15 protein-coding genes are annotated in these 13,853 nt (G+C 71.7%); 3 read left to right on the top strand and 12 right to left on the bottom strand.

The genetic code is table 11. From position 1 onward, the window contains the following. The 6 genes from MAA44156_RS06310 to hisD are packed head-to-tail and all read right to left on the bottom strand — an operon-like array spanning window position 1 to window position 5,393. Complete coding sequence (locus MAA44156_RS06310) at window positions 1–801, bottom strand: inositol monophosphatase family protein (RefSeq protein ID WP_009977379.1); 801 nt, start codon at window positions 799–801, stop codon at window positions 1–3. Window positions 802–807: 6 nt separating this feature from the next. Further along, window positions 808–1,539 carry a bifunctional 1-(5-phosphoribosyl)-5-((5-phosphoribosylamino)methylideneamino)imidazole-4-carboxamide isomerase/phosphoribosylanthranilate isomerase PriA gene (priA, locus tag MAA44156_RS06305; protein WP_009977380.1) on the bottom strand — a complete coding sequence of 244 codons (732 nt, stop codon included), beginning with the start codon at window positions 1,537–1,539 and terminating at the stop codon, window positions 808–810. A gap of 20 nt (window positions 1,540–1,559) precedes the next feature. Beyond that, window positions 1,560–2,180, bottom strand: coding sequence for an imidazole glycerol phosphate synthase subunit HisH (gene hisH, locus MAA44156_RS06300; RefSeq protein WP_009977381.1), 621 nt, complete (start codon window positions 2,178–2,180; stop codon window positions 1,560–1,562). Further along, a complete protein-coding gene (hisB, locus tag MAA44156_RS06295) occupies window positions 2,177–2,800 on the bottom strand; it encodes an imidazoleglycerol-phosphate dehydratase HisB (RefSeq protein WP_009977382.1) in 624 nt (207 codons plus the stop codon). The genes hisH and hisB overlap by 4 nt, the downstream gene beginning before the upstream one ends. Beyond that, on the bottom strand, window positions 2,797–3,993 hold the full coding sequence (locus tag MAA44156_RS06290) for a histidinol-phosphate transaminase (RefSeq protein WP_009977383.1): 1,197 nt from the start codon (window positions 3,991–3,993) through the stop codon (window positions 2,797–2,799). Before MAA44156_RS06290 ends, hisB begins: the two co-directional genes overlap by 4 nt. Continuing rightward, window positions 3,990–5,393 (bottom strand): histidinol dehydrogenase, encoded by a 1,404-nt coding sequence (gene hisD / locus MAA44156_RS06285; protein ID WP_029248509.1) that lies wholly within the window; start codon window positions 5,391–5,393, stop codon window positions 3,990–3,992. The genes MAA44156_RS06290 and hisD overlap by 4 nt, the downstream gene beginning before the upstream one ends. A 132-nt stretch (window positions 5,394–5,525) precedes the next feature. On the opposite strand from hisD, the gene MAA44156_RS06280 reads away from it, so the two are divergent. Continuing rightward, the gene (locus MAA44156_RS06280; RefSeq protein ID WP_009977387.1) at window positions 5,526–5,939 is read left to right on the top strand and encodes a nitroreductase family deazaflavin-dependent oxidoreductase; all 414 of its coding nucleotides are present in this window, start codon (window positions 5,526–5,528) and stop codon (window positions 5,937–5,939) included. A gap of 111 nt (window positions 5,940–6,050) precedes the next feature. On the opposite strand, the gene nadC is transcribed toward MAA44156_RS06280, so the two are convergent. From nadC to nadA, 3 genes are read right to left on the bottom strand one after another with little or no spacing between them, the layout of a single operon-like run. Beyond that, window positions 6,051–6,905: a carboxylating nicotinate-nucleotide diphosphorylase gene (gene nadC / locus MAA44156_RS06275; RefSeq protein ID WP_003876203.1), complete on the bottom strand. Its 855-nt coding sequence runs from the start codon at window positions 6,903–6,905 to the stop codon at window positions 6,051–6,053. Between the two features lie 2 nt (window positions 6,906–6,907). Continuing rightward, on the bottom strand, window positions 6,908–8,500 hold the full coding sequence (locus tag MAA44156_RS06270) for an L-aspartate oxidase (RefSeq protein WP_065371079.1): 1,593 nt from the start codon (window positions 8,498–8,500) through the stop codon (window positions 6,908–6,910). Then, a complete protein-coding gene (gene nadA, locus MAA44156_RS06265) occupies window positions 8,497–9,546 on the bottom strand; it encodes a quinolinate synthase NadA (protein ID WP_009977393.1) in 1,050 nt (349 codons plus the stop codon). The genes MAA44156_RS06270 and nadA overlap by 4 nt, the downstream gene beginning before the upstream one ends. A 46-nt stretch (window positions 9,547–9,592) precedes the next feature. On the opposite strand from nadA, the gene MAA44156_RS06260 reads away from it, so the two are divergent. Both MAA44156_RS06260 and MAA44156_RS06255 read left to right on the top strand, forming a co-directional pair. Beyond that, entirely contained in the window at window positions 9,593–10,318 is a 726-nt protein-coding gene (locus MAA44156_RS06260) for an NUDIX hydrolase (RefSeq protein WP_009977395.1), read from the top strand. A gap of 161 nt (window positions 10,319–10,479) precedes the next feature. Next, the gene (locus MAA44156_RS06255) at window positions 10,480–11,820 is read left to right on the top strand and encodes a lipase family protein (protein WP_009977397.1); all 1,341 of its coding nucleotides are present in this window, start codon (window positions 10,480–10,482) and stop codon (window positions 11,818–11,820) included. Here the strand turns inward: MAA44156_RS06255 and MAA44156_RS06250 are convergent. From MAA44156_RS06250 to bioB, 3 genes are read right to left on the bottom strand one after another with little or no spacing between them, the layout of a single operon-like run. Continuing rightward, window positions 11,786–12,463: a DUF2567 domain-containing protein gene (locus MAA44156_RS06250; RefSeq protein ID WP_009977398.1), complete on the bottom strand. Its 678-nt coding sequence runs from the start codon at window positions 12,461–12,463 to the stop codon at window positions 11,786–11,788. The genes MAA44156_RS06255 and MAA44156_RS06250 overlap by 35 nt on opposite strands. Next, window positions 12,460–12,696, bottom strand: coding sequence for a biotin synthase auxiliary protein BsaP (gene bsaP / locus MAA44156_RS06245; protein ID WP_009977400.1), 237 nt, complete (start codon window positions 12,694–12,696; stop codon window positions 12,460–12,462). Before bsaP ends, MAA44156_RS06250 begins: the two co-directional genes overlap by 4 nt. A gap of 49 nt (window positions 12,697–12,745) precedes the next feature. After that, a complete protein-coding gene (bioB, locus tag MAA44156_RS06240; RefSeq protein ID WP_009977401.1) occupies window positions 12,746–13,783 on the bottom strand; it encodes a biotin synthase BioB in 1,038 nt (345 codons plus the stop codon). Window positions 13,784–13,853: the final 70 nt, after the last annotated feature.

Genomic DNA, 13,853 nt, shown 5'->3' with positions numbered 1-13,853 from the left:
TCAGTAGTCCTCCGGTCGCCCGATATTGCCCAGGATGTCCAGGATCTCGGCGTGCGCGCCGGGTCCGGCGGCCAGCGCCGAATCCGAGGCCGGGGTCCACGGCCGCCCGGCCAGGTCGGTCACCACGCCGCCGGCGGCCCGCACCAGCGCCACCCCGGCGGCGTGGTCCCACACGTGTCCGCCGAAACTGACCGCCGCGCCCAATATCCCGTCGGCGACATAGGCCAGATCCAGGCCGGTGGAGCCGTGCATGCGCAACCGGGACGAGACCCGGCTGAGGTTTTCCAGCACCGCCATCCGGTAGCGCCCCGGGAACCGGCCGCGGGCGTCCGCGCTGAACGATCCGGCCCCGACCAGGGCGTCGGCCAGGTCGATGGAAGTCAGTGGCGGACGCGGGATTTCGTTCTTGCGCAGCGGGCCGCCGGTCACCGCGGTGTAGCGCTGGTCGAGGAACGGCAACCAGGTCAGCCCGGCCACCGGGTCGCCGTGGTGCAGCAGGGCCAGCAGGATCCCGGCCATCGGGGACCCGGCCGCGTAGTTGAACGTGCCGTCCACCGGGTCGAGCACCCACACCCATTCCGAGTCGACGGCCGAACCGCCGAACTCCTCGCCGTGCACCCCGATCCCGGTGGCGTCCACCAGCGCGGCGACCACCTGCCGCTCGATGGCGAGGTCGACGTCCGTGGCAAAGTCGTTGCCCTTCTTGCGGACCGCGGAGTCGGCGCGGTGACCGGCGAGGAAGGGCTTCGAGGCGTCGTCGAGGATCGCCGACGCCCGCGCCACCAACGCGTCCAGGTCCATGCGGCGTTACTCCGCGACCGCGGCCAGCGCCTGGGGCAGGGTGAATCGCCCGGCGTAGAGGGCCTTGCCGACGATGGCGCCCTCGACCCCGCGGCCGGTGAGCGTGGCTATGGCACGCAGGTCGTCCAGGCTGGACACCCCGCCGGAGGCGATCACCGGTGCGTCGGTGCGGTCGGCCACCGCGCCCAGCAGGTCCAGGTTCGGGCCGCCCAGCGTGCCGTCCTTGGTGACGTCGGTAACCACGTACCGCGAACAGCCTTGCCGCTCAAGGCGTTCCAGCACCTCCCACAGGTCGCCACCGTCGGTTTCCCAGCCGCGGCCGCGCAGCCGGTGCTGCCCGTCGATGGTCTGGACGTCCAGCCCGACGGCGACCTTGTCGCCGTGCTCGCCGATCGCCCGGGCGCACCACTGCGGGTTCTCCAGCGCCGCGGTGCCCAGGTTCACCCGGGCGCAGCCGGTGGCCAGCGCCGCGGCCAGCGAATCGTCGTCGCGAATCCCGCCGGACAGCTCCACCTGCACGTCCAGCTTGCCGACCACCTCGGCGAGCAGCTCGCGGTTGGACCCGCGTCCGAACGCCGCGTCTAGGTCCACCAGATGGATCCATTCCGCGCCGTCGCGCTGCCAGCCCAGCGCGGCGTCCAGCGCCGAGCCGTATTCGGTTTCACTGCCCGCCTTGCCCTGCACCAAACGCACGGCGCGGCCGTCGACCACGTCGACCGCGGGCAACAAGATCAACACATTCCCTCCTGAGCTGCTTTTCACAGGCGCTCAATCCAATTGCGCAGCACGGCCGCGCCGGCATCCCCGCTCTTCTCCGGGTGAAACTGCGTGGCCGACAGCGGGCCGTCCTCGACCGCGGCCAGAAACGGCCCCTCGTGGCGCGACCAGGTCAGCACCGCCTCGGGCGAACCCTCCCACTGTTGGGCGGCGTAGGAGTGCACGAAGTAGAACCGGGTGTCGGCGTCGAGGCCGCGGAACAGCACGCTGCCCGGCCCGGATTCGACCACGTTCCAGCCCATGTGCGGGATCACCGGCGCCTGCAGGCGTGTCACCGATCCCGGCCACTGCCCGCATCCGGAGGTCTCCACCGAGAATTCGACGCCGCGGGCGAACAGGATCTGCATCCCGACGCACACGCCCAGCACCGGACGCCCCGCCGCGACCCGCTCGGCGATGATGCGGTCCCCGCCGATCTTGCGCAGCCCGGTCATGCATGCCTCGTAAGCGCCGACGCCGGGCACCACCAGTCCGTCGGCGGCCGCGGCGGCGTCGGCGTCGGCGGTCACCTGCACCGAGGCGCCGACCCGCTCCAGCGCGCGCTGCGCCGACCGCAGGTTGCCCGAGCCGTAGTCGAGGACAACAACCGATTTACTTGTCACAGAACACCTTTGGTGGACGGCACGTCCGACACCCGCGGGTCGGGCTCGACGGCCTGACGCAGCGCACGGGCCACCGCCTTGTACTGCGCTTCGGTGATGTGGTGCGGGTCGCGCCCGTAGAGCACCCGCACGTGCAGCGCGATGCGGGCGTTCATCGCCAGCGACTCGAACACGTGCCGGTTGATGACGGTGTGGTAGGGCACCGAGCTGCCGGCGATCGTGGTGTGCTGCAGGTGATCCGGCTCGCCGCTGTGCACGCAGTAGGGCCGGCCGGACACGTCGACGGCAGCGTGGGCCAGCGTCTCGTCCATCGGGATGAAGGCGTCACCGAAGCGGCGGATGCCCCGCTTGTCGCCGAGCGCCTGGCCCAGCGCGGCGCCCAGCGCGATGGCGGTGTCCTCGATGGTGTGGTGTGCCTCGATCTCGACGTCGCCCGTGGTGCGCACGGTCAGATCGAAGCTGGCGTGGCTGCCCAGTGCGGTGAGCATGTGGTCGTAGAACGGCACACCGGTCTCCACGTCGACCCGGCCGGTGCCGTCCAAGTCGAGTTCGATGACGATGTCGGATTCCTTGGTGCGGCGCTCGATTCGCGCGCGACGGGCGGCTTGGACGGCGGTCATGGGGCTCCTAACACATGGTCGCGATCCGCTGCGCGCGGCTCGGCTGCGCTTGCGATCGCCCCTACGTTGACGGGGGCCAGCTCGGTGGCGGCGAGTTGGGCGCTGGCCCGCAGGAAGGCGTCGTTCTCCTCGGCCAGGCCGGTGGTGGCCCGCAGGAAGCCGGGGATGCCGACGTCGCGGATCAGCACGCCGGCATCCAGGTAGCGCTGCCAGCTGGCCGGCGCATCGGTGAACTCGCCGAACAGCACGAAGTTGGCGTCGCTGGGAATGACTCGAAAACCCATGCCGGTCAAGGCGGTTGACACGCGTTCGCGTTCGGCGATCAGCGCGGCGACGCTGCCCAGCGTGTCGTCGGCGTGCCGCAGCGCGGCCCGCGCGGCGGCCTGGGTCACCGACGACAGGTGGTAGGGCAACCGCACCAGCAGCATCGCCTCGATCACCGCCGGTGTGGCGATCAGGTAGCCGAGCCGGCCGCCGGCGAAGGCGAACGCCTTGCTCATGGTGCGGGTGACGACGAGCTTGGTCGGATACTCGCCCACCAGCTGCACCGCGCTGGGCTGTGACGAGAACTCGCCGTACGCCTCGTCCACGATCACGATGCCCGGCGCCGCGTCGAGCAGCCGGCGCAGGCCGGACAGCGAAACGCTCTGCCCGGACGGGTTGTTCGGGCTGGCGACGAACACCACGTCGGGCGTGCGCTCGGTCACGGCGGCCACCGCGGCGTCGACGTCCAGGCTGAAGTCGTCGGCGCGGGCGGCCTGCAGCCATTCGGTGCGGGTGCCGTCGGAGATGATGGGGTGCATCGAGTAGGACGGAACGAACCCGATGGCGCTGCGTCCGGGGCCGCCGAACGCCTGCAGCAGCTGCTGCAGGATCTCGTTGGAACCGTTTGCCGCCCAGAGGTTTTCGACTCCCAGTTGGACGCCGGTCTGGGCGGTGAGGTAGCGGGCCAGGTCGCTGCGCAGCTGCACCGCGTCCCGGTCGGGGTAGCGGTGCAGGTCCGCGGCGGCCCGCGCCACCGAGCGCACCACGTCGTCCACCAGCGCCCGGCTGGGCGGGTGCGGGTTCTCGTTGGTGTTCAGCCGCACCGGGACCGCCAATTGCGGTGCGCCGTAAGGCGATTTGCCGCGCAGGTCATCGCGCAGCGGCAGGTCGTCCAGCGTGGGTTGGGGGGTGGCCCGCTGGCCGGTCACCGCTCGAACCTCCGCCGTATCGCCTCGCCGTGCGCCGGCAGGTCTTCGGCCTGCGCCAGGGTGATCACGTGCCCGGACACGTCTTTCAGCGCCGCCTCGGTGTAGTCGACGACGTGGATGCCGCGCAAGAAGGTCTGCACCGACAGGCCGCTGGAATGGCGGGCGCTGCCCGCGGTGGGCAGGACGTGATTGGAGCCGGCGCAGTAGTCGCCCAGGCTGACCGGCGAGTATGGGCCGACGAAAACGGCTCCGGCCGCGCGGATCCGGCCGGCCACGGCCGCCGCGTCGGCGGTCTGGATCTCCAGGTGCTCGGCGGCGTAGGCGTTGACGACCGCGATCCCGGCGTCCAGGTCGTCGACCAGGATGATCGCCGACTGGTGTCCGCCCAGCGCGGCGGTCACCCGCTCGCGGTGCACGGTGGTCGGCAGCTGGGCGGCCAGTTCCGCGTCGGTGGCCGTGGCCAGCTCCTCGCTGGGGGTGACCAGCACGCTGCCGGCCATCTCGTCGTGCTCGGCCTGGCTGATCAGGTCGGCGGCCACGTGCGCGGGGTCGGCGGTGTGGTCGGCCAGGATCGCGATCTCGGTCGGCCCGGCCTCGGCGTCGATGCCGACCCGCGACCGGCACAGCCGCTTGGCGGCGGTGACGTAGATGTTGCCCGGCCCGGTGATCATGTCGACCGGCACCAGCTCGGCGTCTGCCCCCGGCGACGATGCGGATCGTGCGCGATCCGAGGAGAAGCCGGGCCATTCGGCCCCGGTATCGGTCCCGCCGTAGGCCAGCAACGCCACCGCCTGCGCGCCGCCCACCGCCCACACCTCGTCGACGCCCAGCAGCCGGGCCGCGGCAAGGATGGTCGGATGCGGCAGCCCGTCGAACTGGGCCTGCGGCGGGCTGGCCACCACCAGCGACGCGACGCCGGCGGCCTGGGCGGGCACCACGTTCATCACCACGCTGGACGGGTAGACGGCGTTGCCGCCGGGCACGTACAGGCCCACCCGCTCGACCGGCACCCAGCGCTCGGTCACCGTCGCGCCCGGTCCCAGCGTGGTGGTGACGTCGGTGCGGCGCTGGTCGGCGTGCACGGCGCGGGCGCGGTCGATCATCACCCGCAGGGCGTCGGCGACGGCCGCGTCCAGGTCGGCCAGGGCCTTGTCCAGCGCCGCCTCCGGCACCCGGACCGCCGCCGGGCGGACACCGTCGAAGGAGGCCCCGAACTCCAGCGCGGCGTCGGCGCCGCGCTCGGCCACCGCCTGCACGATGGGTCGCACCTTGGGCAGCACCGTCTCCACGTCGGCGCCGCCGCGCGGCAGCGCCGACCGCAATCGGGCAGCGGTCAGCTCGGCGCCCCGCAGGTCGATGCGGGCCATCGGTGACGCTGGGGTGGGACTCACGGTGTCCATTGTCCCAGAGGAACTCAAGTCGATATCCGGCCGGTACAGCGCCTGGATCGCGGCCGGTACAGTGCCCGTATCGAGGCCGGGATCGAGGCCCTACCCCGCGCCGACAGCACGAGCCGACCCCACGGAGCCGCCATGTCCGCCAAGGATCATCCCAACAACGCCCCGGGCGTCCCGATGGTCTTTCCAGTCTGGTTTGAGAACCTTCAGGTCAAGTACCTGAATTCGGCGATCAAGCCGCTCGCGCGTTTTCTTCCCGGGACCGCGACCATCAAGCATCGTGGCCGCACGTCCGGCAAGCAGTACGAGACCGTCATCACGCCCTATCGCAAGGGCAACACCCTGGCGATCGCGCTGGGCCACGGCAAGACGAACTGGGTCAAGAACGTGCTGGCCGCCGGCGAGGCGGACGTGGTGTTCGGCCGCGACCGCTCGGTGCACCTGATCAACCCGCGGATCCTGCCGGCCGGTTCCGACGGCGCAGGCCTGCCGTTCATGGCCCGCGTCCAGCTGCGCTGGATGGGGGTTTTCGTCGCCGACATCGCCTGAGCCGATCGGCGTCGAGTGTGCGCTGGCGGCGCCGACACGCCGAGAAGTCGCTACCTGGTGCTACACCGAACGCCCAGGATGCCCACTCGGGCGCCCAAGGCGCCCAACCCGCTACATGTCCAGGCCGATGTCGAGCACCCGCACCGAATGGGTCAGCGCGCCGACGGCCAGGTAATCCACCCCGGTCGCGGCGTAGTCGGCGGCGTTCTCCAGGCTGAGGCCGCCGGAGGACTCGAGCAGGACCGCGGGGGCGCGCGCGTCGCGCCGCTGCACGGCCATCTGCGTCTGCCACACCGGGAAGTTGTCCAGCAGCACCAGTTCGGGCTTTTCCGGCAGCACCTCGTCGAGCTGCTCAAGCGAGTCGACCTCCACCTCGCAGGGCAGCTCCGGCGCCGCGTCCCGCACCGCCCGCAGCGCGTCGACCACCGACCCGGCCGCCACCACGTGGTTGTCCTTGATCAGCGCGGCGTCGCCGAGACCGAGCCGGTGGTTGACGCCGCCGCCGACCCGGACCGCGTATTTCTGCAACGCCCGCAGGCCGGGCAGGGTCTTGCGGGTGTCGCGCACCTGGGCCTTGGTGCCTTGCACGGCGGCCACCCAGTGCGCCGTCGTGGTGGCGATCCCGGACAGGTGGCAGATCAGGTTCAGCATGGTGCGCTCCGCGGTCAGCAGACCGCGGGTTTCGGCCCGCACGGTCAGCAGCGACTGGCCCGGCTGCAGGTGGGCGCCGTCCTCGACGCGGTCGAGCACCTGGTAGCCGCGGGCGCCGAGCACCTCGTCCAGCACCAGCAGCGCGATGTCCACCCCGGCGATCACGCCGGGCTGCCGGGGCACCATCGACGCGGTGGCCACCGCCTCGGCGGGCACCGTCGCCAACGTGGTGACGTCGGGCCCGTAGCGCAGGTCCTCGACCAGGCCGCGCCGGATGATCTCGCGCGCCGCAGTGAGCTCGCAGTCCGAGATCATCGTCACACCACCGCCGCCAGCGCCTGCACCAGCACCGAGGTCTGGTCGTCGGCCAGTCGCAGCAGGTTGCTGCGCGCCTGCTCGGGCGCGGCCTGCGGATGCTCCTCGCGGTGGTGGCAGCCGCGGCTCTCGGTGCGGGCCAGGGCCGCGGCCGCGACCGCGCGGGCGGCGACGGCCAACGCCACGTCCTCGAAGTCGCGGCGGCCGCCGATGCTGCGGGCCGGCGCCTGCGACAGGGTGGCCGACAACCGGGTCAGCCCGGCCGCGTCGCGCACCACCGACGCGTCGCGGCTCATCGCGGCCTGCAGCTCCGCGCGCGGCGGCGCGGTGTGCGCGACGGGCTCGGGCGCCAGCGCGCGGGGGCGGCCGGCCTCCGCCGCATGCGCGGCCGCCGCCCTGCCGGCCCGGCCCCCGACCACCAGGCCTTCCAGCAGGCTGTTGGACGCCAGCCGGTTGGCGCCGTGCAGCCCGGTGCGGGCCACCTCGCCGGCGGCGAACAGGCCGGGCAGCTCGGTCCGGCCGTACACGTCGGTGACGACGCCGCCGCAGCTGTAGTGCGCCCCGGGCACCACCGGGATGGGTTGGCGCACCGGGTCGATGCCGGCGGCCCGGCAGGCCGCCGTCACGGTCGGGAACCGGTCGGCGAAGTCGAAGATGTGCCGCGCGTCCAGGTAGACGCAGGCGTCGCCGGTGGCTTTCAGCCGCGCGTCGATGGCGGCGGCGACCACGTCGCGCGGCGCCAGGTCGCCCATCGGGTGCACCCCGGCGGTCACCGAATCACCTTGGGAATCAATCAGTTTCGCTCCCTCGCCGCGGATGGCCTCGGTGACCAGCGGGCGCCGACCGCCGCCGGCGCCGGGGGCGAAGAGCATGGTGGGATGGAACTGGATGAACTCCAGGTCGCTGACCGCGACGCCGGCCCACAGGCCCAGCGCGATGCCGTCGCCGGTGGAGCCCTCCGGGTTGGTGGTCGCGCCGTAGAGGTGCCCGAGACCGCCGGAGGCCAGGATCACCGACGGCGCGCTGATGATCCCGTAGCCGTGCGGGTTGCCGACCAGCACGCCGGTGACGGCTTCGTCGCCCATGGAGCCGTCGTGCAGCACCCGCAGCGCCACGTGCCCGGTGCGGATGTCCAGCATCCGTGCGGCGTGGTCGAGCGCGCGCTGCACCTCGGCGCCGGTGGCGTCGCCGCCGGCGTGCACGATGCGGCGCCGGGAGTGCCCGCCCTCGCGGGTCAGCGCCCACTGGCCGGGGGCCGATTCGTCGAATCGCGCTCCGTCACCGACCAATTCGGAGACCGCCGCGTACCCGTCGGCCACGATCGAGTAGACCGCCTGCGGGTCGCACAGGCCCGCGCCCGCGACGACGGTGTCGGCGACATGGGCCTCGACCGAATCGTCGTTGTGCGGCAACACCACCGCGATGCCGCCCTGCGCGTAGTGGGTGGCGGTGGCCCCGCGCGCCTGGTCGGCCTTGCTCAGCACGACGACGCTGCGGCCGGCGCGGTGGGCGGCCAGCGCGGCGGCCAATCCGGCGACGCCGGTGCCGATCACGACGACGTCGGCGCTGTGTGTCCACTGGGGACGGGCGATCATTCGCCACCGCCCGGCTGGCCGATCTCGATCATGCGCTGCACGCTGCGCCGGCCGGCAGCCGCGATGCCGGGATCGACGTGCACCTCGTCGGCGCCCTCGACCAGGCAGCGCAGCAGAGCCGCCGGGGTGATCATCTTCATGTACCGGCAGGAGGCGCGGTCGTTGACGGCCTGGAAATCGACTTGCGGTGCGGCCCGGCGCAATTGGTAGAGCATGCCGACCTCGGTGGCCACCAGCACCTTGCGCGCGCTGGTGGTGTTCGCGGCGTCCAGCATGCCGCCGGTGGACAGGATCTTGACCCGGTCCGCGGGGAAGTCTCCCTCCCCCGCAAGGTACAAAGCCGAAGTGGCACAACCACATTCGGGATGGACGAACAGCTCGGCATCGGGGTTGGCGCGCGCCCGCTCACCCAGTTCGTCGCCGTTGATGCCGGCGTGCACGTGGCATTCGCCGGCCCACACGTGCAGGTTTTCCCGGCCCGTCATCCGGCGCACGTGCGCGCCCAGGAACTGGTCGGGGCAGAACAGCACCTCGCGGTCGGGGTCGATGGACGCCACCACGTCGACCGCATTGGACGAGGTGCAGCAGATGTCGGTGAGCGCCTTGACCGCCGCGGTGGTGTTGACGTAGGAGACGACGACCGCGCCGGGGTGTTCGTCCTTCCAGGCGCGCAGGTCCTCGGGCGTGATGGAGTCGGCCAGCGAGCAGCCGGCGCGCTGGTCGGGGATCAGCACCGTCTTGTCGGGGCTGAGGATCTTGGCGGTCTCGGCCATGAAGTGCACCCCGCAGAACACGATGATGTCCTCGGGTGCCTCGGCGGCGATCCGCGACAACGCCAGCGAGTCGCCCACGTGGTCGGCCACGTCTTGGATCTCGGGCAGCTGGTAGTTGTGCGCCAGGATGGTGGCGCCGCGCAACTTCGCCAGGCGGCGAACCTCGGCGGCCCACTGCGCATCGCCGTCCACACCGGTGTAACCGGTGGGCGAGTCGGTGATGTCGGCAACCATGTCTTCAGCGAGCGTGTCCATGCGATTGAGCACCGTCATGGCGGCTCCTTTCCGGCCAGGAGGTTTTCGACTTATAATCGAAAACATGGCCCATGGTAGCACCGCGCACGAAGTGCTCGCGGTCGTGTTCCAGGTTCGCGAAGCAAGCGAACCGGTTACGAAGGGGCGCCATCGGGCGAAACCGCAGCTGAACGTGCTGTTATGGCAGCGGGCCAAGGACCCGCAGCGCGGGGCGTGGTCGCTGCCGGGCGGGCGGCTGCGCAACGACGAGGACATGACCACCTCGGTGCGGCGCCAGCTGGCCGAGAAGGTCGACCTCAAGGAACTGGCGCACCTGGAACAGCTCGCGGTGTTCTCCGACCCGCACCGGGTGCCGGGCACCCGGATGATCGCGTCCACGTTCCTGGGCCTGGTGCCCTCCCCCGCCAGTCCGGAGCTGCCGCCGGACACCCGCTGGCACCCGGTGAACTGCCTGCCGCCGATGGCCTTCGACCACGGTCAGATGGTGGACAACGCACGGGCCCGGCTGATCGCCAAGCTCTCCTACACGAACATCGGATTCGCTTTGGCGCCAAGGGAATTCGCCCTGTCCACGCTGCGCGACATCTACGGCGCCGCGCTGGGCTATCAGGTCGACGCGACGAACCTGCAGCGGGTGCTGGCCCGGCGCGGGGTCATCACCGCGACCGGCACCATCGCCCAGTCCGGGCGCAGCGGCGGGCGTCCGGCCGCCCTGTACCGGTTCACCGACGCGGCGCTGCGGGTCACCGACGAATTCGCCGCACTCAGGCCGCCCGGCCTGCCAGGCTAGGCTGGCACAACAGCGTCGTCAGGCGACGCGGTGCTCGACCACACCGGTGGCGCAGGCGACCACGGCCGTAGTGTCGAGAAGTCGCTCACAATGCGGCGATTACGTTTTGGCCACCCGCTGTTCGTACGCGACAATGCCGGGTGGCCACGAAGGGAGCCTCAATGGCGGAGCTCGGCAACCTGGCAGGCACGCACGGCGCGGAATGGATCGCCCGGCCGCCGCACGAGGAACTGCAGCGCAAAGTGCGTCCGCTGCTGCCCTCCGACGACCCGTTCTACCAGCCGCCCCTGGGCTTCCAGCATGCCGAACCCGGCACGGTGCTGCGTTCGCGCGACGTCGAGCTGGCGTTCCTCGGCCTGATTTCCCAGCCGATCAAGGCCGTCCAGCTGCTCTACCGGACCATGGACATGAACGGCGAGCCGGAGGCGACCGTCACGACGGTGATCGTCCCGGCCGACGCCGTGCCGGGCCGGCCCTGCCCCCTGCTGTCCTACCAGTGCGCGATCGACGCCGTGTCGTCGCGCTGCTTCCCGTCCTACGCGCTGCGGCGTCGGGCCAAGGCCCTCGGGTCGATCGGCCAGTTCGAACTCTTCCTGATCACCGCCGCGGTCGCCGAGGGCTGGGCGGTCTCGGTGCCCGACCACGAGGGCCTGCGCGGCCTGTGGGGCGCGCCGTACGAACCGGGTTACCGGGTCCTGGACGGCATCCGGGCCGCCCTGGGCTCCGAACGTCTCGGGCTGTCTCCGTCCGCCCCGATCGGGCTGTGGGGCTATTCCGGCGGCGGGCTGGCCAGCGCCTGGGCCGCCGAGACGTGCGCCGAGTACGCGCCCGAAGTCAACGTGGTGGGCGCGGTGCTGGGCTCGCCCGTCGGCGACCTGGGCAACACCTTCCGCCGGCTCAACGGCAGCTTCCTGTCCGGGCTGCCGGCGCTGGTGGTGGCCGCGCTGGCGCACATCTATCCCGACCTGGACCGGGTGATCAAGGAGCACGCCAACGAGGAGGGGCGCGCCCTGCTGGACTCGCTGGAGAAGATGACGACCGTGGAGGCCGTCATCCGGATGGCCGGCAAGAACATGGGTGACTACCTCGACGCGCCGCTGGAGCAGATCCTGTCCACGCCGGAGGTCACCTACGTCTTCGACCACATCAGGCTGGGCGCCGCCGTCCCGACGCCGCCGGTGCTGATCGTGCAGGCCGTGCACGACTACCTGATCGACGTGCACGACATCGACGTGCTGGCCGACGCCTATTCCGCCGGCGGCGCGCAGGTCACCTACCACCGTGACGCCTTCAACGAGCACATGATGCTGCACCCGCTGTCGGCGCCGATGACGCTGCGCTGGCTGACCGATCGCTTCGAGGGCCGCCCGGTGACCGAGCACCTGATCCGGACCACCTGGCCGACGATGTTCAACCCGATGACCTACGTGGGCATGGCCCGGCTGCTCAAGATCGCCACTAAGGTGGTCACCGGCCGAAAGATTCACCGCCGCCCGCTGTGACGGCCGCTTCCGCGGCGCGCGCATCGGTCGGCGCGGTCGGCGGCAGCGCACCCAGGTCGTCGCGGGCGTCGGCGGCCGCCCGCACGGCGTACACCAGGGCGGCGATCCCGGCCGGCCACATCAGGCTGACCGCGATCTGCAGCGGACCGTCCGAGAAGAACACCGGCGGCGCCTGGATCACGTAGGCGACCGACGGGCTCTTGCCCAGCGGCACCGCGTCGAAGTCCAGGGCGCCGTAGCGCAGCCGCACCAGCCCGGCCCCCACCGCGGCGGCGACGAGGGCGGCCGTCACCATCGCGACCGACAGGGCCACCACCATGGCGGGCCCCCGGTGCCGGCGCGACTGCCAGGCCGCCACCGAGGCCACCACCGCCAACACGGTCAGCAGGCCCAGCAGCAGGGTGGGTGCGACGAAGAAGTGCTCGGACTCGTTGCCCAGGTAGTCGTGCACCCGCTCGCCGGAGCGGGTCAGCGCCACCACCGCGCGGATCGGCGGGGCGATCCACGCCCACAGCGCTCCGAGCGACGCGCCGACGACCGCCGACCGGGCCACCACGACCAGCAGCGCGCGCAGCTCGGCCCGGCCGGGCAGCCCGACGGCGGCGACGTCGCCGGTCGGCGCGGCATCGGGTTGCCCGCTCACCGCCGCGTCTCCAGCTCGGCGGAGTCGACCTGACCGTGCCTCGAGCAGCGCGCCCGCCAGCCGTCGGGGCGAACCTGGACCACCATCCGGCGCCCGCACGCCGCGCAGAACCGGGGAGGCTCCAGACCCAACTGGGCCGCCGTCGGCACCGCGGTGCCCCCTAGTTCCCCGGTGTAGACGTTGTAGACGCCGGCGCCGACGACTTCGCCCAGGGCGCCCAGATCACCAACCACAAGTTTCCAACCCTAGCCGCGCGGGCGACAAACCGGCGTGCGGGCCGGCTCAGAGGCTGGCATTGAGCCCCTTGAGGGGCATTTGCAGATCGTCCAGCAATTCCAGGTCGGATTCGGCCGGACGCCCCAGCGTGGTCAGGTAGTTGCCGACGATCACGGCGTTGATGCCGCCGAGGATGCCCTTCTTGGCGCCCAGGTCGCCGAGGGTGATCTCGCGGCCGCCGGCGAACCGCAGCATGGTGCGCGGCAACGCCAGCCGGAAGGCGGCCACCGACTTCAGCGCCTCGGTCGCCGGCATCACCTCCAGGTCGCCGAACGGGGTGCCCGGGCGCGGGTTGAGGAAGTTCAGCGGCACCTCGTCGGGACCGAGCTCGGCCAGTTCGGCGGCGAATTCCGCACGCTGCTCGAGGGTTTCGCCCATGCCGAGGATGCCGCCGCAGCAGACCTCCATGCCGGCGTCGCGCACCATCGACAACGTGTCCCAGCGCTCTTCCCAGGTGTGGGTGGTCACCACGTTGGGGAAGAACGACCGGGCCGTCTCCAGGTTGTGGTTATAGCGGTGCACGCCCATCTCGGCGAGCTGCTCCACCTGCTCGGCGGTCAGCATGCCCAGCGAGCAGGCGATGTTGATCTCGACCTCGTTGCGGATGGCCTCGATGCCGGCCGCGACCTGGGCCAGCAACCGCTCGTCGGGGCCGCGCACGGCGGCCACGATGCAGAACTCGGTGGCGCCGGACTTGGCGGTCTGCTTGGCCGCCTCGACCAGGCTGGGGATGTCGAGCCGGGCGCTGCGCACCGGGGACGCGAACAGCCCCGACTGCGAGCAGAAGTGGCAGTCCTCGGGGCAGCCGCCGGTCTTGAGGCTGATGATGCCCTCGACCTCGACCTCCGGGCCGCACCAGCGCATCCGCACCTCGTGGGCCAGCGCCAGCAGGTCGTCGAGCCGGTCGTCGGGCAGCCGCAGCACCTGCAGCACCTGGTCGCGGCTCAATCCCTGGCCGCCCTCCAGTACCTGGCGCCGCGCCACCGCCAGGATGTCCTCGTCGTTGCCGGTCTCGGCCGTCGGTCGCGTCGCCGCTTGCGTCACCAGGTACTCCCCTGCCTCTTGCGGGTGCCCGCGCGTGCGGGCACGTCTGCCATCGATGGCAGCCTGAACG

Origin of the sequence: Mycobacterium avium subsp. avium (assembly GCF_009741445.1) — a bacterium.
In the GTDB taxonomy this organism is placed as follows: Bacteria; Actinomycetota; Actinomycetes; order Mycobacteriales; family Mycobacteriaceae; genus Mycobacterium; species Mycobacterium avium.
The sequence above is the reverse complement of the archived record's forward strand: the minus strand, read 5'-3'. Positions and strand labels throughout refer to the sequence as shown.

Bases quoted from the DNA above. Each gene is read 5' to 3' on its own strand.
- hisB (WP_009977382.1), bottom strand. From the start codon at position 2,800: ATGACCGCCGTCCAAGCCGCCCGTCGCGCGCGAATCGAGCGCCGCACC.
- MAA44156_RS06270 (WP_065371079.1), bottom strand. From the start codon at position 8,500: ATGATCGCCCGTCCCCAGTGGACACACAGCGCCGACGTCGTCGTGATC.
- MAA44156_RS06260 (WP_009977395.1), top strand. From the start codon at position 9,593: ATGGCCCATGGTAGCACCGCGCACGAAGTGCTCGCGGTCGTGTTCCAG.
- hisD (WP_029248509.1), bottom strand. From the start codon at position 5,393: ATGGACACCGTGAGTCCCACCCCAGCGTCACCGATGGCCCGCATCGAC.
- nadA (WP_009977393.1), bottom strand. From the start codon at position 9,546: ATGACGGTGCTCAATCGCATGGACACGCTCGCTGAAGACATGGTTGCC.
- nadC (WP_003876203.1), bottom strand. From the start codon at position 6,905: ATGATCTCGGACTGCGAGCTCACTGCGGCGCGCGAGATCATCCGGCGC.
- MAA44156_RS06310 (WP_009977379.1), bottom strand. From the start codon at position 801: ATGGACCTGGACGCGTTGGTGGCGCGGGCGTCGGCGATCCTCGACGAC.
- MAA44156_RS06280 (WP_009977387.1), top strand. From the start codon at position 5,526: ATGTCCGCCAAGGATCATCCCAACAACGCCCCGGGCGTCCCGATGGTC.
- MAA44156_RS06255 (WP_009977397.1), top strand. From the start codon at position 10,480: ATGGCGGAGCTCGGCAACCTGGCAGGCACGCACGGCGCGGAATGGATC.